The sequence below is a fragment of the Lysobacter rhizosphaerae genome, assembly GCF_054779795.1.
In genome coordinates this window covers 14,920-39,558 of the sequence record NZ_BAAGXO010000002.1, presented here as the reverse complement: position 1 = coordinate 39,558, position 24,639 = coordinate 14,920, and the positions used below count along the sequence as shown (strand labels likewise).

Annotated in this window: 24 protein-coding genes; 12 read left to right on the top strand and 12 right to left on the bottom strand. The window is 62.0% G+C overall.

The genetic code is table 11. The annotated features are described in order from the left end of the window. Positions 1–396: 396 nt before the first annotated feature. Positions 397–1,692, top strand: coding sequence for a hypothetical protein (locus ACYVGE_RS04255; protein ID WP_460727394.1), 1,296 nt, complete (start codon positions 397–399; stop codon positions 1,690–1,692). Between the two features lie 355 nt (positions 1,693–2,047). On the opposite strand, the gene ACYVGE_RS04250 is transcribed toward ACYVGE_RS04255, so the two are convergent. The 7 genes from ACYVGE_RS04250 to ACYVGE_RS04220 form a co-directional block, all read right to left on the bottom strand. Further along, positions 2,048–3,079 (bottom strand): NADP-dependent oxidoreductase, encoded by a 1,032-nt coding sequence (locus ACYVGE_RS04250; RefSeq protein WP_460727392.1) that lies wholly within the window; start codon positions 3,077–3,079, stop codon positions 2,048–2,050. Positions 3,080–3,088: 9 nt separating this feature from the next. After that, positions 3,089–3,967 carry an oxidoreductase gene (locus ACYVGE_RS04245; protein ID WP_460727390.1) on the bottom strand — a complete coding sequence of 293 codons (879 nt, stop codon included), beginning with the start codon at positions 3,965–3,967 and terminating at the stop codon, positions 3,089–3,091. 88 nt (positions 3,968–4,055) lie between these two features. Continuing rightward, a complete protein-coding gene (locus tag ACYVGE_RS04240; protein WP_460727388.1) occupies positions 4,056–4,589 on the bottom strand; it encodes a TetR/AcrR family transcriptional regulator in 534 nt (177 codons plus the stop codon). A 265-nt stretch (positions 4,590–4,854) separates the two neighbouring features. After that, positions 4,855–5,076 carry a hypothetical protein gene (locus tag ACYVGE_RS04235; protein ID WP_460727386.1) on the bottom strand — a complete coding sequence of 74 codons (222 nt, stop codon included), beginning with the start codon at positions 5,074–5,076 and terminating at the stop codon, positions 4,855–4,857. Positions 5,077–5,349: 273 nt separating this feature from the next. After that, entirely contained in the window at positions 5,350–5,934 is a 585-nt protein-coding gene (locus ACYVGE_RS04230; protein WP_460727384.1) for a GNAT family N-acetyltransferase, read from the bottom strand. Further along, positions 5,934–6,347 (bottom strand): nuclear transport factor 2 family protein, encoded by a 414-nt coding sequence (locus ACYVGE_RS04225; protein ID WP_460727382.1) that lies wholly within the window; start codon positions 6,345–6,347, stop codon positions 5,934–5,936. The genes ACYVGE_RS04230 and ACYVGE_RS04225 overlap by 1 nt, the downstream gene beginning before the upstream one ends. 42 nt (positions 6,348–6,389) lie before the next feature. Beyond that, positions 6,390–7,133: a hypothetical protein gene (locus tag ACYVGE_RS04220; protein ID WP_460727380.1), complete on the bottom strand. Its 744-nt coding sequence runs from the start codon at positions 7,131–7,133 to the stop codon at positions 6,390–6,392. Between the two features lie 136 nt (positions 7,134–7,269). Between ACYVGE_RS04220 and ACYVGE_RS04215 the strand changes: the two genes are divergently transcribed. Beyond that, positions 7,270–8,229 (top strand): LysR family transcriptional regulator, encoded by a 960-nt coding sequence (locus tag ACYVGE_RS04215; protein ID WP_460727378.1) that lies wholly within the window; start codon positions 7,270–7,272, stop codon positions 8,227–8,229. Positions 8,230–8,354: 125 nt separating this feature from the next. Here ACYVGE_RS04215 and ACYVGE_RS04210 read toward each other — a convergent pair whose 3' ends face one another. Beyond that, positions 8,355–9,353 carry an aldo/keto reductase gene (locus ACYVGE_RS04210; protein ID WP_460727376.1) on the bottom strand — a complete coding sequence of 333 codons (999 nt, stop codon included), beginning with the start codon at positions 9,351–9,353 and terminating at the stop codon, positions 8,355–8,357. Between the two features lie 177 nt (positions 9,354–9,530). Between ACYVGE_RS04210 and ACYVGE_RS04205 the strand changes: the two genes are divergently transcribed. Beyond that, the gene (locus tag ACYVGE_RS04205; protein ID WP_460727374.1) at positions 9,531–10,463 is read left to right on the top strand and encodes an AraC family transcriptional regulator; all 933 of its coding nucleotides are present in this window, start codon (positions 9,531–9,533) and stop codon (positions 10,461–10,463) included. Between the two features lie 64 nt (positions 10,464–10,527). Here ACYVGE_RS04205 and ACYVGE_RS04200 read toward each other — a convergent pair whose 3' ends face one another. Together ACYVGE_RS04200 and ACYVGE_RS04195 are read right to left on the bottom strand one after the other, a co-directional pair. Then, positions 10,528–11,703 (bottom strand): aldo/keto reductase, encoded by a 1,176-nt coding sequence (locus tag ACYVGE_RS04200; protein WP_460727372.1) that lies wholly within the window; start codon positions 11,701–11,703, stop codon positions 10,528–10,530. Positions 11,704–11,735: 32 nt separating this feature from the next. Beyond that, the gene (locus ACYVGE_RS04195) at positions 11,736–12,713 is read right to left on the bottom strand and encodes an aldo/keto reductase (protein WP_460727370.1); all 978 of its coding nucleotides are present in this window, start codon (positions 12,711–12,713) and stop codon (positions 11,736–11,738) included. A gap of 174 nt (positions 12,714–12,887) precedes the next feature. Here ACYVGE_RS04195 and ACYVGE_RS04190 point away from each other — a divergent pair, with 174 nt between their 5' ends. The 6 genes from ACYVGE_RS04190 to ACYVGE_RS04165 all read left to right on the top strand — a co-directional run bounded on the left by ACYVGE_RS04190 (position 12,888) and on the right by ACYVGE_RS04165 (position 18,629). Further along, positions 12,888–13,802: an AraC family transcriptional regulator gene (locus ACYVGE_RS04190; protein ID WP_460727368.1), complete on the top strand. Its 915-nt coding sequence runs from the start codon at positions 12,888–12,890 to the stop codon at positions 13,800–13,802. A gap of 88 nt (positions 13,803–13,890) precedes the next feature. Then, positions 13,891–14,715, top strand: coding sequence for an SDR family oxidoreductase (locus ACYVGE_RS04185; RefSeq protein WP_460727366.1), 825 nt, complete (start codon positions 13,891–13,893; stop codon positions 14,713–14,715). A gap of 47 nt (positions 14,716–14,762) precedes the next feature. Continuing rightward, entirely contained in the window at positions 14,763–15,920 is a 1,158-nt protein-coding gene (locus ACYVGE_RS04180) for a low temperature requirement protein A (protein WP_460727364.1), read from the top strand. Positions 15,921–16,394: 474 nt separating this feature from the next. Next, the gene (locus ACYVGE_RS04175) at positions 16,395–16,601 is read left to right on the top strand and encodes a hypothetical protein (RefSeq protein ID WP_460727362.1); all 207 of its coding nucleotides are present in this window, start codon (positions 16,395–16,397) and stop codon (positions 16,599–16,601) included. A 77-nt stretch (positions 16,602–16,678) separates the two neighbouring features. Continuing rightward, positions 16,679–16,960 carry a hypothetical protein gene (locus ACYVGE_RS04170; RefSeq protein ID WP_460727360.1) on the top strand — a complete coding sequence of 94 codons (282 nt, stop codon included), beginning with the start codon at positions 16,679–16,681 and terminating at the stop codon, positions 16,958–16,960. Between the two features lie 1,156 nt (positions 16,961–18,116). Beyond that, positions 18,117–18,629 (top strand): hemerythrin domain-containing protein, encoded by a 513-nt coding sequence (locus tag ACYVGE_RS04165; protein ID WP_460727358.1) that lies wholly within the window; start codon positions 18,117–18,119, stop codon positions 18,627–18,629. A gap of 193 nt (positions 18,630–18,822) precedes the next feature. Here ACYVGE_RS04165 and ACYVGE_RS04160 read toward each other — a convergent pair whose 3' ends face one another. Continuing rightward, on the bottom strand, positions 18,823–19,947 hold the full coding sequence (locus ACYVGE_RS04160) for an extracellular catalytic domain type 1 short-chain-length polyhydroxyalkanoate depolymerase (RefSeq protein ID WP_460727356.1): 1,125 nt from the start codon (positions 19,945–19,947) through the stop codon (positions 18,823–18,825). A gap of 198 nt (positions 19,948–20,145) precedes the next feature. Here ACYVGE_RS04160 and ACYVGE_RS04155 point away from each other — a divergent pair, with 198 nt between their 5' ends. Then, a complete protein-coding gene (locus ACYVGE_RS04155) occupies positions 20,146–21,264 on the top strand; it encodes an ATP-binding protein (RefSeq protein WP_460727354.1) in 1,119 nt (372 codons plus the stop codon). Between the two features lie 377 nt (positions 21,265–21,641). After that, on the top strand, positions 21,642–22,655 hold the full coding sequence (locus ACYVGE_RS04150; protein WP_460727353.1) for an amidohydrolase family protein: 1,014 nt from the start codon (positions 21,642–21,644) through the stop codon (positions 22,653–22,655). A gap of 341 nt (positions 22,656–22,996) precedes the next feature. Here the strand turns inward: ACYVGE_RS04150 and ACYVGE_RS04145 are convergent, their stop codons facing one another. Beyond that, positions 22,997–23,296, bottom strand: coding sequence for a hypothetical protein (locus ACYVGE_RS04145; protein ID WP_460727351.1), 300 nt, complete (start codon positions 23,294–23,296; stop codon positions 22,997–22,999). Between the two features lie 460 nt (positions 23,297–23,756). Here ACYVGE_RS04145 and ACYVGE_RS04140 point away from each other — a divergent pair, with 460 nt between their 5' ends. Then, a complete protein-coding gene (locus ACYVGE_RS04140) occupies positions 23,757–24,428 on the top strand; it encodes an HXXEE domain-containing protein (RefSeq protein WP_460727349.1) in 672 nt (223 codons plus the stop codon). Positions 24,429–24,639 lie beyond the last annotated feature (211 nt).

Below are 24,639 nucleotides of genomic sequence, written 5' to 3'. Positions count from 1 at the left end.
GTCGTGTGATGCTGGAGACGTGGGCGTGAATGTAGTGTCGCCCCCGTAGCTTTCGCACACTGCTCGCCTGTTCAGACCTCGCGGCTTACCTGTAGAAAGAACCTCATCGTGAGTCAGATCGCGCAGGCCATGCCGGCACCATTCGCGCGGAATCGGCGGAGGGCACGACGACTTTCAAATTGCATCTGCCCCGGACCTGACAAGCGACGGCGTTTTTTTGAACGTCCGCTTTTGGCCGAAAGCGGACATGATTCGACCGCGGCAAGTTGGTCAGTTGGGATCGGTATCGGTGATCAGCCCGATTGGCACACGCAACCACTCTCGCCAAGTCGCGCATTGCCCGGAGATCAAGCGGCAGGGCATGATGGCGCCACTGCCCTTTAACTCGGTGAAGCCGTGAGAATCGCGCTTATCTCGCTTCCGCTCGCACTCCTCGGTGCCCTCACTGCCGCCTTCGCCGCTTCGGCGGCGCAGGCGACAGCACAAGCTGCGCCGGCGCCGGCGCCGACCGACGCACGGACAGCCGAGATCCCGCTGACGCCGGAGCGCGTAGCGGTATGGGGCGTTCTTGCGTTTCTCGCCGACAGCAGTTGGGGAAAGAGTACGGAGCCCACGAGCATCGGCACGCTGCATGTGGTCGACCGGTTCAAGTGGATCAACGGCGGCACCGCGATGCAGCTCGATCGCAACACCTTCGGCATGACCGAGCGATGGATCATTCGACCAGGGAAGGTGCGCGGCGAGCTGGCCGTTGAGATCACGTCGCCCTTCGGCGTGCGCAAGACGACGCTGCGTCCGTTGAATGCCTACTCCTTCGCGACGGACTGGTACTCACTTGGCAGAAAAAACGCAGCCCGATCTGGGTATGCCCTCAACTCATCCGCGGACCGGCTCCTGAGGCTCGATGCCGTCACGCAGGACGGCTCACGGCCCGAATTCGCGCCGGTGACGGAGCAGGCCTTCAGCCAGATGGGCTGGCAGCTGATGAGCGAAGCACAGGCGGAAGCCCTCGCGGCGCAGGCGACGTCGACCTGGAATGCGGAGCTGGCGAAGGCCGAGGAAGTACGTCGCGCCGAAGCGGAGCGCAAGGCGATGGCGCGTCGTCAGGAACGCGCCACCATGTTCAACGCCATCCTCAGCGGCAGCCTGCAGGGGTTGGCTGATGTCGCACACTCCAATTACGAGGACCAGCAACGCGAAGAGGCTCGACTGCTGGCGGCCAGCCCGGTCGCCATGCCGCGGCCGAGCACGATGACAAGAAGCGGAACCGAAGACGCCCCAGCGCAGGATTCGCCGCCCGTTGCGACTCAGGTCGCCACGCAGCCGACGAGGCGCATCGATGCCGGCCAGGCAGCAGGCGGCGTGAGTCGGCCGCTGCGCATCCTCTTCTGGATGGGGATGATGCCGCAGGCCGGCGACACCCGTAATCCGCACTGCACATCCAACATCATCGTGCGTCCTGGTCCGAAGGGATGGGACATCCCCGAAGGCACACGACCCCTGGCCGTCTACGAGCAAGCGCGCCAGATCAAGGACGCTCTCGAACCGACGTTCATAGAAAAGTGCCGCGCAGCATCGGGACGCGCTCCTTCCCAAGCACCGCATTACATCTGGAACGCCGATGACGATGATGAGTCGAGCATGCAGCGGGAGCTGAACTCGCCTGCAGAGTGGAGTGTGCAGGTCGACTGAGCTCGGAGCCGTTCCGCAACCGCTTTGAGCTTCGCGCGACCGCAACCCCCAACGAAGATGTGCTGCAAGCGCGGACAATGGCAGAGGACGGCAAGAACTGGCGTAGCACGCTACTGAAGGGCTGACATCGCTGAGCTGCGTGCGTCGGTGCCAGCGTGCCCGGTTGCACCCGAGGCTGATGAGCTTGTCGACGGTGACCATCCGATGTCCGCTCCCGACCCAAAGCGGACATGCGTCACGTACCTAATCAAGGAGGACCTTACCGCCCGACAGGATGTGGCCGCCAATGGCGACAAGTACGATCGGTCTTTCATCGTATCGCAGGAGTGAAGGGCGGCCGGGGGGCTCGCACCGTTCAGGCGGAGCTGGAGTGTGCGTTCTCGCCCACTCTCAGGTCGATGACGACTTTGCCTTTGGAGCGTCCTTGGGCAAGGTATGCAAGTGCATCCTTTGCTTGCTCGAACGGAAACACCTTGTCGATCACTGGCCGGACGCGCTCCGCCTTGAGGAGTTCGCCGATTTCGGCGAGTTGATCGCCATCGGGACGCACGAAGAGAAATGAGTAGGTGACGTCCCGCTTCCTCGCAAGGCGCCTGATCTTGCGGCTCATCAACCCGAACACGAACGTCAGGAAGAAGTTCAGCCGTCGAGCGCGAGCGAACGCCGCATCCAGCGGTCCGATGAGAGAGACAATCGCGCTCCCCGGCTTGAGGATGTCGATGGATTTCTCGACCGCGTCACCCCTGACCGTGCCAAGCACCGCGTCGTAGCCGCGCAGCACTTTCTCGAATGCTTCCTTTTTGTAGTCGACCACCTCATCTGCGCCAAGGCCGCGAACCAGTTCGATGTTGCCCGTGCTGGTGGTAGTTCCCACCTTGGCACCAAGGTGTTTTGCCAACTGGATCGCGAACGTGCCGATGCCGCCGGACCCTGCAGGGATGAACACCTTCTGGCCGGCCACAAGATTGGCGCGCTCCCTCAGCGCCTGCCAAGAGGTGAGACCGACCATCGGGATCGAAGCTGCCTGCACGAAGTCCAGATTGGACGGCTTCAGCGCGGCAGCGCGCTCCGGCACTACCGCGAATTCGGCGATCGAACCCATGCCGAGATCGAAGATGCTGGCGAAGACGGCGTCGCCTGGCTTGAAGCGGGTTACGCGGTTGCCGACCTCAGTCACCACACCGGCCAGATCGCTGCCCAGCGTGGCCGGCAGTTGGAACCGCAGGACGGGTTTGAAAGCCCCCGTCGGAATCATGTTGTCGATCGGATTCAGGCCAGCAGCGTGGACCTGAACCAACAATTCGTCGGGCTTTAGCACCGGGCGAGGCACCTCGGCAATCCCGATCTCGGGCGACTTGCCATAGCGCTTGAATGTGAGTGCTTTCATCTTGCTCTCCTACTTCTCTGAATGAACGACTGGCACTCTTTCAAGAGCCGGTGTACGAGATCCAAACGCCGGCAACGTATCGAGTCGCAGATCCTTTCGGATGCCAGCGTCCACCAATCGAGTCGGCGCAAATCTGCGAAGCAATCGCAGGCGATTCGCGAGCCCGCCGGCCGTGTACCGGAGTTTTGGCTGGACAGCGATAGCCGCTTGCAGCACGACGCCGGCCACGACGGCCGGCTCATCAGCAGTTGCCATTACCCGCTTGAGCACTTTGTCCAGGAGCGCGCGAACGTCGCGATACTCATCGAGCTTCGAATCGGGGGCCAGAAAGTTCGTCTCGAACTGCGTCTTCGTGTAGGCCGGCTCGATCACCGAGACCCGGATACCTCTTGTGCGCAACTCGTGATCGAGCGACTCCGAATAGCCTTCAACCGCATGCTTGGTTGCGGCATAGAGAGCTCCGTAGGGCATCGGAAGGAAACCAAGCACCGAGCCGATGTTGATGATGCGACCGTTTCCCCTGCGTCGCATATGAGGCACGACGGCACGAGTCATGCGGATCAGCCCGAAGAAGTTGGTTTCGAAGATCGCCTTGGCCTGCTCGATCGAACTCTCTTCCGCACCGGCTGGCGCAACACCGAAGCCGGCGTTGTTCACTAGCAGATCGATGCGGCCTTCCAACCGCATCAGTTCCCTGACCACGGCATCGACGGATTCGTCGCTGGTCACATCGAGGGCCAGCATCTCGAACGATCGCTGGCCGGCCTGGGCTCTGCGTCTGCTGGTCCCGTAGACCTTATAGCCCGCCATTGCGAGTCGCTGCGCGGTGGCTTCGCCGATACCTGATGAAGCACCTGTTACGAGGGCGACGGATCCTTTGATGTTCATGGGAGTGCCTTCAGTCAGAGGGGAAATCGTGCTCTTATATGACGCGCATCATATTCAAAGACAACGTACAGACGTGGATTCCGGGCGGTCAGTCCTGGGTGGGGGCGAGATGCTTCAGCGCTGCCTCGCGCAGCCCATCGGAAAGTTTGGGGTCGTCGACGGCACGCGCGAGGATGAGGGCGCCGACCATTGTCGCGACGCTGAAAAGGGCGTGTTCGTGTGCGCTCGGCTGTCCCCAGTCGGGAGACTGGCGGGCGACGAAGTCGATCATTTCCTTGATGCGGCGCGTCGCGGCGCGCCTGACCTCAGGCGCCTGGCGGGGCATCTCCGAGCCCAGCGCGGCCGTTGCACAGCCGGTCTCGATCGCTTCGAGGTGCTCGTCCGAGAGATACGCCCGCATCATGGCCGGGAGCGCCTGCTGTGGCGGCAAGCTGGAAGCGATTCGCTCCATCATCGCCACGGCTTCACTGCCGGCCCGGTCAGCAGCCTCGGCGAGCATGGCCTCGCGCGACGGGAAATGGGCATAGAAGCCGCCATGCGTCAGACCGGCGGCCTTCATGATGTCGGCGACACCCGTGCCGTTGTAGCCGCTGCGCCGGATTGCGCGTGCGGCAGCGTCCACGATGCGGTCGTGCGTGGCTTCCTTAGAACGGGGAGCGGGTCGTTTCATATGACGTGCATCATATTGCATTCTGGTGCGCGGCGCAAGCGTTTTTTGCCGCTGGTTGCTTATTCCAGAGGGGGCTTTTGCGAGGTCGCCGATGTCCGCTTCTGGCCGATAGCGGACATGGGGACGGCAAGGGGACTGCCGCATTAGGGAACCGCGACGCGGCCCATTCCAGCGATCCCAAGGCTCTGCAACGGTGAGCTTGTAGAAACCCACATGGTTATTGGTACTTCATCCAGTGCGGTTGGCGTTCCTTGCCGTGGCCGCCGCAAACGTGGCAGGAGCGGTCGTCGTGAATGGCGAGGTGCTCGGGTAAGGAAAAACCGTTGCAGTACCAGCAGTCTTCGGGGTCTTGCTGGGCCACCACTTCGGCTTGGTCGGCAATCTGGTGCAGGTGGGTGATCAGTTGGGTAATGCGGAACGTGGTGGTGCCGCGAGGCATGCGGGGGATCCCTCGTGTTCAATTTGTGGAAGATACGACGGTCCTTGCGCACACGGGCTGCAAAATCGGCTCCGTTGTGGAAGCCATCAGTAGTATCGGAATAACCGGTCAGGCGGACCAGTCGCGACGACGACAATCTCCGCCGCTATTCCGCCATCGCCAATCAGGCGCCTTGCGCAACAATCAAAGTCGGAGCGTTTCATGCTCCCAACTTCAACACAGCCTTTCCCTTTAACTGTCATTGCACTGTCGAGCCACCGATCGGCGCCTGGATTAAGCTGGACCGCGAAACGGCTTAGGCATGAATGAATTGTTAGGCGCCAACTCGTTGAGTTGCCTAGTCATGAACACACTATTGGGATCTGTCTTGTAGCTGCCAAACGGGGGGCATGGAACGAACCCAAATGATGTGTACAGGCGCCGTGCGGCCTCAAAGAACTCCATTGAACCCGTCTCCAAACTCAGTCTCGAATAGCCGCGCACGGCTGCCTCTTTAATAATGTGCTGCAACATCTTTGAGGCCACACCTTGCCGTAGATAGGAAGCGGCAGTACGCATGGATTTGACCTCGGCGTGCGACTCAGTCAAATGCTTGAGCGCGCCGAATCCAGCCACCACTGGACCATCCCAGATGCTCCAAAAGGTGATATCAGAACCGCGTAGGCCGCTCAGGTCTAGAGCATGACGACTCTCCGCCGGGGCGGTGGGCGCCATAGAGTCGAGATGCTCACGGAGCAGCGCTAGCACCTCGGGGCTTTCCAGGTTGTCAACGCGAATGTCCAAGAACTTTCCCTTGGCGCCTAACGCCTGAATTAAGCCGAGCGAAAGCGCCTTCGGCTTGAATGAATTGTTAGGCATCACCCGGCCAAACGCTCGGGGATAGGCCTTAGCTTGTATATCTCATGAAAAAACAGATCCGCCCTATGCTGGTCGGAGCAGAAGTTGGTCACCTCTTTGATCTTTCCTTGCTCAAACCGGAAAACGAGACACCAAGTCAGATCTAGCCCCTTGCCGGAAGTGCTCCATCCACGATGGTGGTCTATGACGTAGTCACCATGCTCTGCGATGGCAAAGGGTTGCGCTTGGAACCCTGCCTTGCCTAGCTGGTCAAAGAAGGCCAGTACCTCTGTGATGCCGTGCTTTTCCCCGGCAAGAGGATGATGGCCGGGAATGCGCCAAATGATGTCGTCAGCCATGACGTCACTCACCGCTGCGACGTTGTTGCTGGCATAAGCCTCAAACAATGCACCGATCTTGGGGAGGTTTGACACGAATAATCTTCCTTGTGAGTGATGTGATGCCTAACGCCTGATTTAAGCCGAGCCGCGAAGCGGCTTCGGCTTGAATGAATTTTTAGGTGCCCTGCCGGTATGCACCCCGTGCGAGCGGGTCGAAATGCGATAGCGCTCCAACCAGACGGCAACTGCAGCGAAGCCGAAATACGACCCTAGAGCGACAGCAGCGAGTGAGGTGACGCTATTGCCCAAGGGTGGCCCGAAAATATTGACGACGCCGATGATCAGCAGCAGGCCGACAAAGCAGGGCATCGCCCATTTGCCCATCGGGGAAGTTGCCCGCGTTGAACGCAGATACAAAAATAGGCCGACGAGTGTCAGAAAAAGTTCGAGCGCGGCAGTCGCAATTGCACTGCGCCACAACCCCAGTCCGAGCTTGGTTGAACTATCGCCAAGGATCGGCAGATCCGGCGTGTGGACGATCAGGTCGAGAGCCCAGTGCGAGAAGACTGCGATGGCGACCGCAGTTGCCACCCAATGCGGCTTCGTGACACGCCGCCTGGACCAGAGCGCTGCGGCGACATAGGACACGGCGGCCCAAGATAGCGCCGCTACCAAGCTGTGCGTGTACGGCATGAACGGCAGCTCGAAATGCGTTGACTGAGTGAAATGGGGAACGATCCTTAGCTGCTCTATCCCCACGATGGCAAAGGGGAAGAACAGAATGTCCAGCCACTGCACCGCGAGAAATAGCAGTCCCAGTGGCGCGTCCTTCGCATAGGCCTTCGCTACGAGGCTGACGCTGTAGTGACCCACGAACATCGATGACTCTCCAATGTTGCTGCGTGTGAAGCGCCGCCGGTTCGGTGCGCTTCGATGCTGGAGGGGATAGGATATGGGTGCCGTGACCTCCCCGGTGGTGGATGTTTAGATTCTCTGTGTATCCGCAAAGGCACCAATGGAACAACACGACCGCCTGAGCGGGATCGCCACCTTCGTGCAGGCTGCGGAAGTCGGCAGCTTTGCGCTGGCTGCCGAGCGAATGCGAGTAACACGCTCTGCTGTTAGCAAGAGCATCGCGAAGCTCGAGCAGCGACTGGGCGTTCGCCTGTTTCATCGCACCACGCGCCAGCAGAGACTGACGGATGACGGTCAGGCTTATTACGAACGCTGTGTACGAGCGCTGGCAGAACTCGATGCCGCCGATGCCGCGCTGGACTCCGGCCGCCGTGAGCCTACCGGACGTTTGCGGGTAAGCGCGCCAGTACTGCTCGGCCGCCACTGCATCGCGCCGGTCCTGATGGCGTTGACGATCGAGCATCCTCGATTGAGCGTTGAGATGTCGTTCAACGATCGAGTGGTGGATCTGGTGGAAGAAGGCTTCGACCTCGCGATCCGCATTGGCGCACTGCCCGACAGCGGCATCCTCGCAGCACGCCGACTGGGGCCCCTATCCGGGGCAATCTGCGCGGCTCCGTCGTATCTGGATCAGCACGGGAGGCCGACTAATGCCGATGAGTTGGTCGGCCACGATTGCGTCGTATACGCACGCTCCGGCGATGACGTTACTTGGCGCGTCCGTGATGGCGAAGGTCGGGTTAGGGAACTTCGTATCGATGGCCGTCTACGCTTCGACGATCTGCAAGCGATCGCAGATGCTGCCATTGCGGGCGCGGGGCTCGCCCGGCTGCCTTGCTGGCTGTTGGCTCGCTACGTGCGCACCGGCGAGCTCGAGCTGGTGATGGATAGCGAACGCGTGCCCTCGACCGAGGTTCATGCGGTCTGGCCACAGTCACGCTATTTACCATTGAAGACGCGTGTAGCCATCGACGCGCTCGTTTCCGCGATACCCGGGATACTTGAGGCGACCACGCTCCAGCACCGTGCACCGGAGCGCAAGTCACCAAAGACGCGATAGCGCTCCCATCTCAAAGAATATCGTTGCGACACATTCCGGCGTTCTTTCGCTTCGCTGCGGCCAACACATCCACCGCAGTGTTCGTGGAGGGAAGAAAGACCGGCGCATGCGCGCCGGTCGATGGATCAGGCGTTGACCGTCGCCATTCCCGCAGCGGGATAGCGAGCACCGGCGACCTCGTGACTCGCCAGCACATTGTCCAGACGACGCTGTTCGGCGAGGGACAGGTCGATGAATGCAGCCGCGGCGTTCTCGTCCAGGCGCGCAACCCGACGCGTACCGGGGATCGGCACGACGTCCGCGCCGCGATGCAGCAGCCACGCCAACGCCAGTTGTGCTGGCGTGCATTCGCGGCCCTCGGCCAGTTCGCTTACCGCCTGAACTAGTTCCTGGTTGCGGTCGATGTTGCCGTCCTGGAAGCGCGGGTTCTGACGGCGCCAGTCGCTATCGGCCAGCTCACTGGCGTTGTGGATCGCTCCGGTGAGGAAGCCGCGCCCCAGCGGGCTGTAGGCCACGAAGCCGATGCCGAGTTCGCGGCATGCGTGCAGCGCATCGTCTTCGATGTCGCGCGTCCACAGCGAGTACTCGCTCTGCAGCGCCGCAATGGCATGCACGGCTGCCGCGCGGCGCACCGTTGCGCCGGAGGCCTCGGACAGGCCCAGGTGCCGCACCTTGCCGGCTTCGACCAGGCGCGCCATCGCGCCGACGGTGTCCTCGATGGGCACCTTCGGATCGACGCGATGCTGGTAGTACAGGTCGATGTGGTCCACGCCCAGTCGCTTCAGGCTGGCGTCGCAGGCCGCGGCCACATACTCGGGGCGGCCGTCGATGCCGAGGGAATCGCCGTTAGGCGCACGCACATTGCCGAATTTCGTCGCCAGCACGACCTCATTGCGGCGCGTGCGCAGCACCTTCGACAGCAGAATTTCGTTGCGGCCGACCCCATACATATCGGCGGTGTCCAGGAAGTTCGCGCCGATGTCGATGGCGTGGTCCAGCACGGCCAGGTTGTCGGCCTCATCGCTGGGGCCGTAGAAGTCCGACATGCCCATGCAGCCCAGGCCGATGGCGGAGACGCTCAGGCCCTGGCGGCCGAGCGTGCGGCGGGGGAATGGAATGCTCATGGTGTCTCCTGATGAGGGGGTGGGGAGGGGTGGACACATGCTCCGCCCGCAGCTCTCCACGGCGCTAGCCCATTGCTCGCCAATCCTTGCCTGATCCTCCGGTCCTAGCGCGGCGATGACCCGGCGCACGCCGTTCGCGGCGCATAATCGTCGCAGGCTAAAAACCGCGGGAAGCCCATGAACGACAACGCATTCAACGTGCTCGCCACAGGCCATGGACTTGAAGCCCAACAGGCGGAGCTCGCCGATCGGGTTGCCCGAAACATCCCCGGCGACGGCCTGCATCCCAGCGTGGTGCCGGGCCTGTCGCTGATCCAGGCCAGCCAGCCGTCCCAGCCCCTGCCCAGCGTCTACCACCCCAGCGTGTGCGTGGTGGTGCAGGGGCGCAAACGCGCGATGCTGAGCGACGAGGTCTTCATCTACGACCCGTTGCACTACCTCGTCGTCTCGATGTCGTTGCCGATCAGCGGGCAAATCCTGGAAGCCACGCCGGAGCGTCCATACCTGTGCCTTCGAGTGGGTATCGATCCGGCCATGGTCGGCGAGCTGTTGCTGCAGTTGCCCGTTGACCGGACGTCGCCTGTCAACCACAGTCGTGCGGTGTACTTGGCGCGCACGAGTGAGCCGCTGCTGGATGCAGTGCTTCGCCTGGCGCGCCTGCTCGACACGCCGGAGGAAGCGGCGGTCCTGGCACCACTGGCGATGCGCGAGATCCACTATCGCGTGCTTACCGGCGAACTTGGCCACCGCCTGCGCGAGCTGTGCGACGCCGACGGTCCCGCTCAGCGCGTGGCGCGTGCGATCGAGCTGATCAAGCAGCGTTACGCCGAACCGCTACGCATCGAGCATCTGGCTGCTGCCGCGCACATGAGTGCCTCATCGCTACACGAGCGCTTCAAAGCCGCCACGACTATGACGCCGCTGCAGTTCCAGAAACAGCTGCGCCTACAGGAAGCGCGCCGGCTCATGTTGGTCGACGGCATGGAAGCCGCCACCGCCAGCCATCGCGTGGGCTATGAAAGTCCGTCGCAATTCAGCCGCGAATACCGCCGACTGTTCGGCGCACCGCCGCGGCGCGAAGTGATAGTGATGCGCGGCCTGGCCGGGTAAGCCGCCCCCGATTTCCAGCCGTCAAGCGTGTGAGTCTGGGACCAGCAGGCTCCGCGCTTGATCTCTACTTCGTCTCGTCGACGACCTTCATCTGTTCCGCGTTCATGCGGCCACCGTGCACCGTGAATCTGGACAATGCCGATTTGATCTGCGCCAAGTCAGACGGCGACAGCTCGACGCCAAGGGACTGCAGGTTCTCGTCCAGGTGGGCCGGGTTACGCGTGCCCGGGATCGGCACGATCCAAGGTTTCTGGGCCAACAGCCACGCCAGTGCAACCTGCGCAGGCGTCGCATTCTTGCTGGAGGCGAAGTCCGTAAGCCATGCGACGATGGATTGATTGGCCGCCAGGTTATCGGGCGAGAAGCGGTCAAACCCGGAACGCAGGTCCGTCGCAGGATCGAATCGGGAGGTGGGGCTGATCTTTCCGGTGAGCACGCCCATCCCCAGCGGGCCCCATGGCACGAAGCCGATGCCCAGTTCTTCGCACACGGCGAGTACGTCGTTGTGCTCCGACGATCGTTCCATAAGCGAGTACTCGGTCTGGATCGCGGAGACGGTCTGGACGGCATGGGCGCGGCGGATCGTGCTCGGGCTTGCCTCCGAAAGCCCGAAGTGCAGGACCTTGCCCTGGGCAATGAAGTCCTTGATCGTTCCGGCCACATCTTCGATGGGCACGGCCGGATCAACCCGGTGCTGGTAGTAGAGGTCAATACGATCGGTCCTGAGGCGCTTGAGCGAGCCTTCGACGACCTTCCGGATGCGATCGGGTCGGCTGTTGAGGCCACCGGCCTCGAGGTCGAACCCGAACTTGGTTGCGATCACCACGTCGTCGCGGATCGGTGCCAGCGCTTCGCCGACCAGGTCTTCGCTGGTATAGGGGCCGTACACTTCGGCGGTATCGAAGAAGGTGACGCCTTTGTCGTGGGCGCGACGGATCACACCGATCCCCTGGGTGCGATCCGCCGGTGGGCCGTAGTTGGCGCTGATACTCATGCAGCCCAGGCCGAGCGCGGACACCTCAAGCTCTCCAAGTTTTCTCTTCTTCATTGCTCTTGTTCCTTGGTGCGGGGACGGCTTGGCGGCGGCGCTCGACTGTGGCCGCGCAGGCTCCGAGTTCGAACAGGAGATGCCGACCGCCATTGCCGCTAACGCCAGCGATGCGTTGGCAAGAAAGTCGCGTCGACTGCGCGACCCGGGGCCTGTAGTCAACGGGGAAATGACAAGTTCCTTCGTGCTCATGGCGCACCTCCGGATGATGGCTCCTGCATCCGTCATCGGTCGATGACGGCCATGTTGCCTTCGTCATGTCGCTCGCCGGCGGCGGGCGTTAGTTGGTTCAGCCGGTCGATCTGCTCGACGCTTAACTCGATACCATCGGCGGCGCTGTTCTCTTCGACGCGCGCCACGCGCTTCGTGCCGGGGATCGGGGCAATGTCATTGCTATGCGCCAGCAACCACGCCAGCGCGACCTGCGCCGGCGTCGCCCCCGCCTCGGAAGCAACCGCCTTCACCTCGTCCACGATGCGAAGGTTTTTCTGGAAGTTCTCCCCCGTGAAGCGCGGATTGGTCTTGCGCCAGTCGTCGTCGGACAACTGCTCGGGCGACCGGATGTCACCGGTCAGGAAGCCGTGGCCCAAAGGCGAATACGGCACGAAGCCGATTCCCAACTCCCGCAGCAGTGGCAACAACTCCGCCTCGGGGTCACGCGTCCACAGCGAATACTCGGTCTGCAGTGCGGTGATCGGATGCACCGAGTGGGCGCGCCGGATCGTCGCGGGACCGGCCTCGGACAAGCCCAGGAAGCGGACCTTGCCCTCGATGACCAGTTGGGCCAGGGCGCCGACGGTGTCCTCGATCGGCGTGTTCGGATCGACACGGTGCTGGTAGTAAAGGTCGATGTGATCGGTGCCGAGCCGCTTCAGCGAGCCTTCGACCGCGGTGCGGATGTTGGCGGGGCTGCTGTCGAGTACGCCAGGGCCGCCTCCGGCGTGCGAGACGATGCCGAACTTCGTTGCCAGTACCACCTGGTCGCGGCGACCCTTGATCGCGCGACCCACCAGTTCCTCGTTGGCGTAGGGTCCATAGATCTCGGCGGTATCAAGGTGGGTGACACCCACGTCGAGAGCGCGGTGGATCGTCCGGATGGATTCGGCGTCGCTACCGGCGCCGATGTTGTAGTAGCCGGACATCGACATAGCGCCTAGTCCGATTCGGGACACTTCGAGCCCGCCGATCGAGATGTGCTTCATGGGGTGCAATTCCTGGCTGTGATTCGACGTCGCCAGTGTCGGCCTCGTGGTCGGCGGGCGTTTGCCAGATCTGCCGCGGTTCTTGCCCAAAACGACGAATTCTGCGCACCAGCGGCCGTTGGCGGCCTGGGCGGGTGTAGGCTCCAAGCATCGATTGATGGCGGGAAGGCATGCATGGACAAGAGCAATTCGCAGGACGGGCAATCCACGCCGGCCGTATCGCGGCTGGCGCGAGCGGTCGAGCGGATTGCCCGATTTGACGGCGATCACCCGACTGCCGTCCCGGCGCTGTCTTTGCATCGGCGCAGCAGCCCTACCGTTCCCCTACATTGCGTCTACGGGCTCGGCCTGGGCGTCATCGTCCAAGGCAGCAAGCAGGTATTGCTGGGTAGCGAGGTGATCAATTACGCCCCTGGGCAATCCATGCTGACCACCATCGACTCGCCCGTAGTTGCGCACGTCGCCAAGGCCAGTCAACGAGAGCCGTTCCTCGGCCTGTTTCTCACGCTGGACTCCCGTCTGATCACGCAGGCGGCGTCTGAGGTGGAGATTGCGCGGCGGCCGCGCGATCGAGCATTTCGATCCATCTCGGTCGAAGCATCGGACGCCGCGCTTCTCGATGCACTGGTGCGCCTGGTGGAACTGCTGGGGGAACCGGCTCTCGTAGCTTCATTGGCTCCGTTGGTCCAGCAGGAGATCGTCGTCCGCTTGCTGGCTGGGCCACACGGCGCACACCTCCAGGACCTCGTGGCCGCTGGATCCCCGAGCCAGCAGATCGCCAAGGCCGTCGCTTGGCTCAAACGGAACTTCAAGGAACCGATGGAAGTGGAGGAACTTGCTGCCCGGGCGCACATGAGCCCTTCAACATTCCGCCAGCACTTCCGCTCGATCACCGGAACCAGCCCGCTTCAGTTCCAGAAGCAGTTGCGGCTGCAAGAAGCGCGGCAGTTGATGCTTAATGACAACGTTGACGCAAGCAGCGCTGGCGGGTTCGTCGGGTACGAGAGTCCTTCTCAATTCAGTCGCGAATACAGTCGATTATTCGGCGAGCCGCCCCAGCGAGACATCAAGCGCATGCGGCCGTTCTGATTTGGAGTTGCGGCGCTGGATGTCCGCAACCCACGTTAGCGAAGCCACCCTTGCTCGCTCTGAACGAATTGCCGAGAAGGAGAGAACTATGTCCGACATCATCGTCTTATTAGGGACAGGCTCGATCGGCCAGGCGATCGCCCGCCGCGTCGGAGCCGGCAAGCACATCGTGTTGGCTGACCTGCGCGAGGAAAATGCCAACGCGGCTTCGATAGTTCTGAGGGAGGCCGGATTCCAGGTCACGACTGCCATCGTCGACGTGTCCTCCCGGGGGTCGGTACAGGGATTGGTCGAACGCGCCACGCGGCTCGGGTCCGTCACCGGCCTTATCCACGCCGCCGGTGTATCGCCCACGCAGGCATCGCCAGAAACGATCCTGAAGGTGGACCTGTACGGCACCGCGCTCGTGCTGGAGTCATTCGGCAGCGTGATCGCGCCGGGCGGTGCGGGCGTGGTCATCGCCTCGCAGTCCGGCCATCGCCTGCCGGCGCTGACGCCAGAGCAGGACAAAGCGCTGGCGACCACGCCAACGGAAGAACTGCTCGCGCTGCCGATGCTGCAGTCGGACAAGGTCACCGACCCGTTGCATGCCTACCAGCTATCCAAGCGCGGGAACTCGCTGCGCGTGATGGCCGAGGCGGTGCGTTGGGGCAAGCGCGGCGCGCGGATCAACACCATTAGCCCCGGCATCATCATCACGCCGCTCGCGAAGGAAGAGCTTTCCGGTCCGCGCGGTCCCGGCTATCGCCGCATGATCGAGCTATCTCCCTCCGGTCGCGCTGGCACGCCCGACGAAGTGGGGACCATCGGCGCGCTGCTGATGGGCCCCGACGCTGGCTTCATCACCGGCAGTGATTTCCTCATGGACGGCGGCGTCACCGCTTCCTACAAGTTCGGCGAATTGGCTCCTTAAGCCGACCCCGGCCTATCCTTGAATGGTGCTACCACTCCTGAGGGGTCATGACGGAACCTGCCGGTCACCGGATTGTTGCAGAAGGCCCTGACTCGGGGAACCTGGGGACTGAAGTCAGCCCGCTGGAGCTGTTCTTCGATGTGGTGTTCGTGTTCGCGGTGTCGCAGCTTTCCGCACACCTGGTACATGCGCTGCACTGGCGCGGCCTGGCCGAGACACTGGTGATGCTGGTCGGCGTGTTCTTCGTCTGGACGTACAGCGCCTTCGAAGTCACGCTGACCCACGGCCGCCCCGCCAGGACGCGGGCGATGCTGCTGGTGGTGATGGTCCTCGGACTTTTCATGAACGCAGCCATTGACCATGCTTTCGAACACGGCGCACTCGCCTTCGTGGTGCCGATGCTGGTGATCCAGATTGGACGCACGATCTTCTCGACGCTGCCCACGGTGCCGGGCTACCTGCGCAACCATTACTGGAGAATGCTGGGCTGGCAGGTGCTAGCCGCCCCGCTCTGGCTGGCCGGTGCGCTCGGCAACACGGAAACGCGACTGGCGTGGTGGTCTGCCGCTGCCGGCGTGGACCTCATCGGCACGTGGCTCGCCCATCCCGTGCCCGGAACGCGCCTGCAGTCCGAACACATGCCCTTCGACGCCACCCACATGCTCGAGCGGCTGCGCCTGTTCCTCATCATCGCGCTGGGCGAAATCGTGTTCGCATCGGGCCAGGCCATTGCCGAGGCCGGTGCCGGTGTCGCCACGTTGTTCACCGGCGTGTGCGCCGCCGTCATCGTGATCGCGTTCTGGGCCCTGTACTTCACCGCTTCGGATCCGCTGGTATCGCGACACACCGAAACCACGTCCGATCCACTGCGGGCGGCAAGGCTGGCGGCCAACGGCATGGTGCTCGTGGTCGCGGGCCTGATCGCGGTAGCCGTCGCCAACGAAGTCACCATCGCCGATCCCGGCGCGCGCACGGGCGGAGTACTCGCGGTGCTGATGTTCGGCGGAGCCCTGGGCTACCTGCTCGTCCAGACGTGGTACCTGCGCTTGGCCAGCGGGCATCTGTCATGGATCCGCATGGTGTTCATGGGCGCGATGGTGCTGTCGGCCTGCGTCGCACCCGGGCTGCGCAATGATGTGTCGCTGGCCCTGCTTGCCATCGAGCTCGTGTTACTGGCTGCGTTCGTCGGTCATGCTGGACGCTAAGTGCTTTTGACGGCCCTCTCCCATCTCTTGAGCTTGGTTCCGCCTAGGCATAGCCAATGTCCGCTCTTGGCCGATAGCGGTCGTAGATCAGCAGTCCGCCGCGACGAGTTGGCGAGTGGCCGCTAACGACCCATGGCGGACATTCCACTCCCTTCCAAGGTGGCCGTCGCCCACGGCTTGGGCTTTGCCCTTCCCAAGTTGCTCCGACCACGCCAGCGCGGTGCGCGGGCGCCGGATAAAAAACGGCGGGGCCAGAGCACCGCCGTTTCACAACTTGCTTATTCGTAATCTGACAGGCGATCGTCGCAACTAGTCGTCTGGCGTGCATTCGCCGATGGCGATCGACATCACCGGCCTCGACGGTGGCCACTGGTCCGAATGTTCGAGCGCTCCGTTCGAAAGGTGTTAGGTTGAAGAGCGCCGGCAATGACGCGTGTCTTTCCACGGGAGCGGGTCCTTACAGAGGACCCCGTGATGCATCCCATCAAGACTCACCGGATCGTCCTCGAGAGCGCAGCCATGGTTGCCAGTAGCCGTGATCGCTGCGGTGACGCCCTCGCATCCGCGGAGAATGAAGGCTGGCCTCCGGAACGGCCGCAGCCCATGGCGATGCGGCGCGCCGGCGAGGAGGCGATGGCCGCGTTGTCGGTCATCCAGGCCACGGTGATGCGCGGCCACTAGTTCGCACTCGACGACTTCCACCTTTCGTCGTGCTTTACGGGCCTCCGTGCAGCTCGCTGCAAAGACAGGACCCGACAATGCTCATTTCCCTCTATTCCGGCATGGCTTCCTGGGTGGTCGTACCGCAACGCGTGCGACCGACCCAGGCGGCCGCCATCCATGGTCCTCTGATCTTCGAAGGCACGATCCACTCGCACCTGCTGTCGCCCCATATCTGGATGCGCATCTGGTCGGAGTGGGAGCGGCATTCCTTCGCCAGCCTGTCCGAAGACCTGGGACTGGTGTTGCTGGGGGCGTGCCTTGACCGATACGGCACCCTGACACCGCCGTTCAGTGGGCCTCACGCGACTGCGATCTGATAGCCCGCCCGCGACGACCAAGGCGCTGCAGGCTGCTGGAACCTTTTCCATCTGGCGAACGTTCGATCATTCAACAGACTAGATGCGCCCCTTAACCGGGTCAGAAAGCAGCAGGACTTTAAACGCCCCTTGCCCGTCCATATCGCGCCATCGTTCAGTCACCCCCCTGTACCTTCGTTACCTCCATGCCCCTACGAGGTTAGCGATGCATCAACTTCCGCACTCCGGCAAGGAATATGCAGAACATTTCGGCCTGGCTTGTCGCAGGGTGCTCCGAGGCGAAAACTGGGAAGAGTGCAGATCCAGCGTCAAAAGGAGCTGGGATGCTCTCGCCGGTATCCACGAGAGCTGGAAGGCTCAGACGATGACTTGGGAAGAGGCGAAGCCCATCATCCATAAGGCCTGGGTTAGTTGAAGAGATTGCGAGCCGCAATCAAGCGGTCCAATCGTAATTAGGTAGCCACCCGGTATCGCGGGGTGGCGCGCGAGGATCGGATGCAGGGGAGCGATCTCGATTTCCTACCTCCAATTCTATCAACTTGACCCCAATTCGCCGTCCCGCTTCCAGGCGATTCCACCATGTGGATTCAGCCCAAGGGGAAAGCAGGTTTGAGTTCCGGCGCGGATATAGGACTCAATTCCACGAATTTCTCACGCAAGACCTTCTTGCGGTCAGCGTATGGTTTTGGTGCCGGCAACAGGCCGGATCTCGAAGAGGGACGACACCATGTGCTATCGGCAGACTCCATCGCAGCATGCCCAAGATGCGGAACGCACCCCTCGCCAACAGGCTAAGGTGGACACAGAGCGCAAAGAGCGCAACGATCTTCAAGAGCAGCGGCAGACAGGTACGGAACGCCATGTGGAGCAGGTCGAAGAGGCAGAAGTAGACTAGCTCGCAGCACCAAGGCAAACGGCCGCTTCCGAGGCGGCCGTTTTTTTGTTCCCCATTGCATTGATCTATTCCTGTGTACTCGACGAGTGTCCGTTGCACAAAAGATGGCGCGTATCCCGTAACAGACTGTGATGCATCGCCATTCACTTTAGATGGCCAGCTAAATAGTTCAGTCTGCCGGTACTTGTACGTGGCGGGTCACGTTACGTGCACCGCTCGCGTGCGAACGTAAATGCTCATTTGCGAATCGAGGTTCATCACATGGCACGCGACATCCTGCAAACACTCAAGGCCGAACATGACGCGCTGCGCGCGCTGTTTGTAGAAATGAAAGACACCACCGATCGCGGGGTTAAGAGGCGCGCCGGGTTGCTTGAAGAGATCGAGGCGAATCTGATCCCGCACGCAAAGTGGGAGGAGAAGGTGTTCTATCCCGCCTTCAAGAAACGGGCCGATCGCGACGGGCTGCAGACTCATGCCGAGGCGTTGGCGGAGCACCACGCCGTCGAGACTTCGATAATTCCGGAAGTACATGCCGCCGACCTCGGAACACCGGAATTTGCAGGGCGCACCAAGGTGTTTGGCGAGTTCATCGACCATCACGCGAAGGAAGAAGAGAAGACCATGTTCAAGATGGCGCGCGAGTTGTTCTCGGCCGAGGAACGGGCAGAGCTGGATGAGCAATACGAAACCTGGAAACAGACGGGCACCGCAGCAACTCGCGTCGTCGCGGAGAAGGCCAGGGCCGGGCTTAGGCAGTCTTTGGTCCAATAATGCCGTTGTCCGCCGCAGGCAAGCATTCGCGGACACCGACATAGCACGCTTGCGGCAACCGTGCGCACCATGGCTCGCGCTGCCACTGCCGCGTCATGCGGCTTGGATGAAGCGCTGGGGGTTTTGTTCAAAGTTGCTGGAGACTGGCGTGAATGCAGTCGCCCATTGCTTTTTCGCATACTGCTCCGCCTGTTCAGGCCTCGCGGCTCACCTGTAGGAAGAACCGCACCATCTCAGCGGAAGCATCAGGTCCCTGCGTGTCGGTGTAACTACCGATGGGGCTTCCTCCCGACCAGGCATGGCCAGCACCATGTATCTGCCACAGCTCGACCAGGGGCTCACCCAGCGACGTCGTGTAGGTAGTCCGGGTATAAGCCCGTCCAGTTCCTTCACCTTTGCTTACATGACTTTCTGGAGAGAGCGCCGCTGCAGCCCGGATTGCATGCCTTACAAGCGTCTCGGCATTACTCGCAGCGACCGTCCTATCGCAATCACCTTGAAACGCTATCAGCGGGGTGACCGAAGCCAATACTCCCGTCGAAATATCATCGATGGGATCAAGGGTGATATGGCTGCCACCCATTGCTGCAAAGGCCGAAGGTACGTCGTGGGCGGCGCGATAGGGAAGCCCGGAGTGGGAGCCAACAGCCGCAAATACATCGGGATATGTGGCACCCAAGATTACCGCCATGGCACCTCCTGCGGAGAGTCCGGCCACGTAGATGCGCTTCGTATCGACGGCGTACTTGAGGACGATGTCTTGGGTAAGGGCAGCGAGCAGGGCTGGCTCACCACTCGCACGCATTTGATGACTCGGCCTGAACCAATTCCAGCATTTTGAACCGTTTGCTTTCGCGGATTGCGCAGGGTAGACAACCAAGAATCCATGCTGTTCGGCAAGCTCGTTCATACGCGTGCCCTCTGCAAAATCATCAGGCGACTGCGTGCAGCCATGAAGCATCAATAGCAACGGGTAAGTAGATGGCGAGTTCGCTGTGTATTGCACAGGTACGTACAGTTTGTAGCGACACTTGCCGGCAGCATGTGCAAATAAATGCGCCGCGAATGTTCCTGGCAGTGGATCCGACTTAGTCGTGCGGCGGGATCGAGGGGCGGGCTGGCTCCACCATGGCTCTTGCGCAGGTAGCCCATTTGCTTCAGGTGGCGACAAAGGTGACTTTGACGAAAGGCCAGCGGCAACCAGCGCATTATTGATAACCCGGCTGATCTGGACCTGCAGGTCCTCGGCTGCGGCGTGGGCCTTGGGCGGAGTGAGGGCTACACGCGCGCGCGCCACAAGCTTGGTCAATAGGGACAAGCGACTTCCTAATTTGCGGTTGCTGCATTGCAACAAAACCACCCTGTGGCATACGACGTTATCCCCGCATGAAGACTGGCTGGATGCCACGATGCTTGGGGGCAGCGTTCGACGCATTGCGGATATTCGTCCACATGGCGGCGGGCACGGCTCGCCTATGGCTTAGGATGCCCTCGGATCTAGGACTGGACGCACGGCATGAACAGCGGACTGGCGGACTTCATCGAGCATCACGCCGAAACGATCATCGAAGACGCGATTACGTTCGCGAAGACCGTGGAGGTCGGCACGCCGCTGGACAACATTGCACTGCGCGACCACTTACCAGAGATCGTGGAGGCGATCGTGGCGGACTTGCGGACGCCGCAGACACGTGCTGAGGAAATCGCGAAGTCCGAAGGCCGGGCACTGGCGCCCATCGGGCGCCCCCGGTCGTCAGCCGGTACACATGCCCTGCATCGCGCCCACAGCGGTTACAGCATTTCAAATCTCGTGTCGGAGTACCGCGCCCTGCGCGCGTCCGTGTTGCGATTGTGGGCAAATGCGCCTGACCAGAAATCTGCCTCCGCTGACGAGGTCACCAGGTTCAACGAGGCGATCGACGAGGCTATCGCCGAGTCGGTGAGCCACTACGCGGTCGAGGTGGAGCGGTGGCGCAACATTTTCCTGGGCGTGCTAGGCCACGATTTGCGCAGCCCCCTCAGCGCCATCGTGATGACGTCCGAGATGATCGCGCACATGGCGGTCGATGCCCCGATCGCAACCGCTGCGCAACGCCTCATTCGCAGTGGCGTGCGCATGCGCGAATTGCTGGACAAGTTGCTGGTGTACAACCGGGCGCAAATAGGGATGGGCTTCGAAGTGGAGAAGGCGGACGTCGACCTCGCACATGAGTGCCGCGAAGAGATCGAGCTGCTGCGGGCGTCCATGCCTGAAACACGGATCCAGTTCGAGTCCCCTGGATCATTGCGCGGGATGTTCGACGCCGCGCACATACGCGAAGCGCTGGCGAACCTGGTGGTGAATGCACAGAAATACGGCACTCGCGGCGGCGACATTCGCGTCGAGCTCCGCGACGAAGGCTCCGGCGCTGAGCTGACAGTCGGCAATGCCGGCAACCCAATTCCACGCGAAACGCTCGACTTGATGTTTGAACCCCTCCGGCGCGGGGGCGTATCCGGCGGCGAATCGGAGCAGGCCAGCCTGGGTCTGGGACTATTCATCGTGAGTCAGATCGCGCAGGCCCATGCCGGCACCATTCGCGCGGAATCGGGGGAGGGCACGACGACTTTCAAATTGCATCTGCCCCGGATCTGACAAGCGCGGCTTTTTTTGAACGTCCGCTTTTGGCCGTTAGCGGACGCTTCACAGCTGCCTTGCGCTAGCCCAACACTTCGACCAACTCAGCTGCCGGTCGTAGCCGAACGCCGCCGCAGGTCGCCAGGCCAGATCGGGGTGAGGGCTATGGTTGCCTGCGGGGCACATGGCGGAATTGTGCGCGTGCGTGTCGCCGACGCTGCGACCGTTAGGCGGCAGCGACGCGGCCAATGTCCGCTTCCGACCCATAGCAGTCGTTCGAGGCGCGAGCTGGCCCTACCCGCGGGGCCGATTGCATCGGCTAACCAGCGCCCTGATGGTTCACGCTTTTGCAACGGCAAGCTCGGCAAGGTGGGCATGGCTTGAGGAGGCGTGTCGTGGCCGAATACCTGTTCAACGACTCCCACGTCCATCTGACCAACTACGTTCAGGAAGGTCCTGACATCAGGGACTTTCTGTCCATGATGGGAGACACCATCAAGCGGTCGGTGCTATTCGGGCTGCCGTTGCAGCAACACTGGTCGTATGCAGAGATGGGCTACGTGCCGCCGACGTACTACATGCAGTCTGACGCGTCGCTCTACTACTACTCGTTCACCGACGCACACTTGGCGATGCAGTTCCGGTCGCTGGATGCGCAGGCGCAAGCGCGGTTCGATCCGCTCATCTCCGGGTTCAATCCGGCGGACATGTACGCCGCCGACCACGTTCGCCGCGTGCTCAATACGTTTCCCGGCGTGTTCTGCGGGATTGGCGAATTCTCGGTCATCAAGGAGTCTGTATCGGCGAAGATTGCTGGCGAGAAGGCGACGCTCGGCAATCCGGCGCTGGGTCGCCTGTTCGATTTCGCCGCCGACGTCGGGTTGATCGCGCTAATTGACACCGAAATCGAAAGACCGCTCCCAAAAAATGGCCAGCAGCCGATCTTCGCGTTGCAGACGAAGGAACTCTTCATGCGCCATCCGAAGACGACCATCATCTGGGCGCATGTTGGTCTTGGGCGCGTGGTCAACCCCATCGAGCGGCAAGCCGAGATCATCGAGGACGTGCTGGAGAACCATGACCTCGACCATGTGTACCTGGACATCTCTTGGGACAAGGTCGTCAACTATGCCGTGGAGTCGGAGGAAAGCGCGCGACGCGTCGCCGGCGTGATCAACCGCCATCCGCATCGCTTCCTTTTCGGCACCGACTGCGTAGCCCCTACAAGCGTGCAGTCGATGCTGAAGGTGTTCCACCTATACGATCCGGTGTGGCAACTGCTGACACCGGAAGCGAGCCGGATGATCCGGCTGGAGAACCATGAGCGCCTTTTCGACGAGGCCAAAAGGCGCACGAGGGCATGGGAACGCGAGCATGTGCATCGTGCTGGGACCGAGGTTTCGGCTTAACCCGCGGACGCTTGCCGCCTATGCACAGCGGCCTTGAACTAGCCCAACACTTCGACCAGCTCAGCTGCCGGTCGTAGCCGAACGCCGCCGCAGGTCGCCAGGCCAGATCGGGGTGAGGGCTATGGTTGCCTGCGGGGCGCATGGCGGAATTGTGCGCGTGCGTGTCGCCGACGCTGCGACCGTTAGGCGGCAGCGACGCGGCCAATGTCCGCTTCCGACCCATAGCGGCCGTCCGACATGCCCCGCCGTAGCCCGAACTCAACGCGGCCCTATTAAGTCCGGGTCGGAGTCCGGCGGAATTGGACAAGGCAGCGCATCGTCGCAGCCAGTAACGCGGTCAGTCATTTCCTGCTGGTAATCTCGGCTAGCTCAAATCCACGTGCGGCGAGCACTTTCGCAGCCTCCTTGTCGGAGGCCACGCGATGCTGCAGGGAGCGGCAACGCTCCACACCCGCAGGCGTCAAGCTCAGATCCCCGTTCTCCCTATCGACCAGACCACCTTCCACAAGGCGATCCAGCAGGCCGTTGGCTCGTACGTCCAACGGACGGTGCTGATCGATACGCAAAAGGCATTCAAGGAGATCCAGGTCCTGCGAGTCGATGTTGTGGATCGACCTGGAAAAGCGGTCGCGCTCTGTCATCGCAGCTCTCCGGCAGGGACCCAAATGTAGCCCAGCCGTGTCGCCGGGGCCATTGGGGGGGCAGCCCGCAGCGGTGAAGCTAGCAGCGCCTCACGGGTCCGCTTCTGGCCGTTAGCGGACGCTTCACAGCTGCCTTGCGCTAGCCCAACACTTCGACCAGCTCAGCTGCCGGTCGTGGCCGAACGCCGCCGCAGGTCGCCAGGCCAGATCGGGGTGAGGGCTATGGTTGCCTGCGGGGCGCATGGCGGAATTGTGCGTGTGCGTGTGCGTGTCGCCGACGCTGCGACCGTTAGGCGGTAGCAGCTAGACGAAGCGGATCGATGGCTGCTTCCGACCCAAAGCAGTCAGTCAACGTCTGAGCCGGTATGCTCGGTTGGGGCATTGCGAATGTGGAGGCTCCGTGCAAACGCATTGGTTCTACACCGTTTGGCCGTTCATTGGGGTAGGCGGTGCGATCGTGATGGTCGCCATCCTGCTAACGACCGACACCTTCCGTGGCGACACCACGGTATCGCGGTGGCGTGATTCGGCTTGGCTGGCGTGGCTCGCCGTGCCGCTCTATTGGATACATCAGTTCGAGGAATACAGCCTGCCGGTGCTGGGCTTCGACTACTCGATTCAGGAAATGATTTGCCAGAAGATCGGTTTTCCGCCGTATCCAGCCTGTCCGATTCCGCTGGCTTTCTACCCGGTGGTGAACATCGCGCTCATGTGGTTCGGGGCGCCGCTGGCTGCGTATCTCTTCAGGCGCAACGTCCTAATCGGCTTCAGTTTCTGGGGATTGCTGTTCGCCAACGGGCTTGTGCACACCGCCGGCGGAATCGCGGCGGGCGCCTACAACACTGGTCTGTGGAGCGCCGCGTTCTTGTTCGTTCCGTTGTCCATTTGGGTCATTTACGCGTCCGCGATTCGCGGGCCGTATAGCGGCAAGGTTGTAGGCGTGGCGTACGCCGCCGGGGCTGTCACGCATGCCTTGCTGTTTTCGGGCTACGCGCTCTACAAGGCCGGTGTATTCGGTAACGCGGGCCTCTTGTTCTTTGCCGCCGTGATCGGTTTCGCGCCAATCATCTTGGCGGCGATTGCAAGCCGGTTCTTCAAGCCCGAATTGCTGCGGCCACTTCCCATGCAGTAGACGCCTATGTCCGCTTCTGGCCGATAGCGGACATCGCGCATAGGTGAGCCAGCGTAACCAATGTAGGCGTCGGTACCACTCCCGCACTAAGCCTAGGGCCGCTCCGGCAGGCTGTGTCGAGCCTTAACGAGTCGTGCCGACTAGAACGAGCGCGGATTCTTGCGGAAGTGCGGCCTTGCTCCGATTAGGCGACCTTTGGTTCTGCTTGAAA

What these genes read in the sequence shown, in the direction of transcription:
- ACYVGE_RS04185 (WP_460727366.1), top strand. Translation starts at nt 13,891, where the DNA reads ATGTCCGACATCATCGTCTTATTAGGGACAGGCTCGATCGGCCAGGCG.
- ACYVGE_RS04230 (WP_460727384.1), bottom strand. Translation starts at nt 5,934, where the DNA reads ATGCCTAACAATTCATTCAAGCCGAAGGCGCTTTCGCTCGGCTTAATT.
- ACYVGE_RS04190 (WP_460727368.1), top strand. Translation starts at nt 12,888, where the DNA reads ATGGACAAGAGCAATTCGCAGGACGGGCAATCCACGCCGGCCGTATCG.
- ACYVGE_RS04165 (WP_460727358.1), top strand. Translation starts at nt 18,117, where the DNA reads ATGGCACGCGACATCCTGCAAACACTCAAGGCCGAACATGACGCGCTG.
- ACYVGE_RS04200 (WP_460727372.1), bottom strand. Translation starts at nt 11,703, where the DNA reads ATGAGCACGAAGGAACTTGTCATTTCCCCGTTGACTACAGGCCCCGGG.
- ACYVGE_RS04205 (WP_460727374.1), top strand. Translation starts at nt 9,531, where the DNA reads ATGAACGACAACGCATTCAACGTGCTCGCCACAGGCCATGGACTTGAA.
- ACYVGE_RS04210 (WP_460727376.1), bottom strand. Translation starts at nt 9,353, where the DNA reads ATGAGCATTCCATTCCCCCGCCGCACGCTCGGCCGCCAGGGCCTGAGC.
- ACYVGE_RS04250 (WP_460727392.1), bottom strand. Translation starts at nt 3,079, where the DNA reads ATGAAAGCACTCACATTCAAGCGCTATGGCAAGTCGCCCGAGATCGGG.
- ACYVGE_RS04155 (WP_460727354.1), top strand. Translation starts at nt 20,146, where the DNA reads ATGAACAGCGGACTGGCGGACTTCATCGAGCATCACGCCGAAACGATC.
- ACYVGE_RS04175 (WP_460727362.1), top strand. Translation starts at nt 16,395, where the DNA reads ATGCATCCCATCAAGACTCACCGGATCGTCCTCGAGAGCGCAGCCATG.
- ACYVGE_RS04220 (WP_460727380.1), bottom strand. Translation starts at nt 7,133, where the DNA reads ATGTTCGTGGGTCACTACAGCGTCAGCCTCGTAGCGAAGGCCTATGCG.
- ACYVGE_RS04145 (WP_460727351.1), bottom strand. Translation starts at nt 23,296, where the DNA reads ATGACAGAGCGCGACCGCTTTTCCAGGTCGATCCACAACATCGACTCG.
- ACYVGE_RS04170 (WP_460727360.1), top strand. Translation starts at nt 16,679, where the DNA reads ATGCTCATTTCCCTCTATTCCGGCATGGCTTCCTGGGTGGTCGTACCG.
- ACYVGE_RS04215 (WP_460727378.1), top strand. Translation starts at nt 7,270, where the DNA reads ATGGAACAACACGACCGCCTGAGCGGGATCGCCACCTTCGTGCAGGCT.
- ACYVGE_RS04140 (WP_460727349.1), top strand. Translation starts at nt 23,757, where the DNA reads ATGGTCGCCATCCTGCTAACGACCGACACCTTCCGTGGCGACACCACG.
- ACYVGE_RS04245 (WP_460727390.1), bottom strand. Translation starts at nt 3,967, where the DNA reads ATGAACATCAAAGGATCCGTCGCCCTCGTAACAGGTGCTTCATCAGGT.
- ACYVGE_RS04180 (WP_460727364.1), top strand. Translation starts at nt 14,763, where the DNA reads ATGACGGAACCTGCCGGTCACCGGATTGTTGCAGAAGGCCCTGACTCG.
- ACYVGE_RS04195 (WP_460727370.1), bottom strand. Translation starts at nt 12,713, where the DNA reads ATGAAGCACATCTCGATCGGCGGGCTCGAAGTGTCCCGAATCGGACTA.
- ACYVGE_RS04235 (WP_460727386.1), bottom strand. Translation starts at nt 5,076, where the DNA reads ATGCCTCGCGGCACCACCACGTTCCGCATTACCCAACTGATCACCCAC.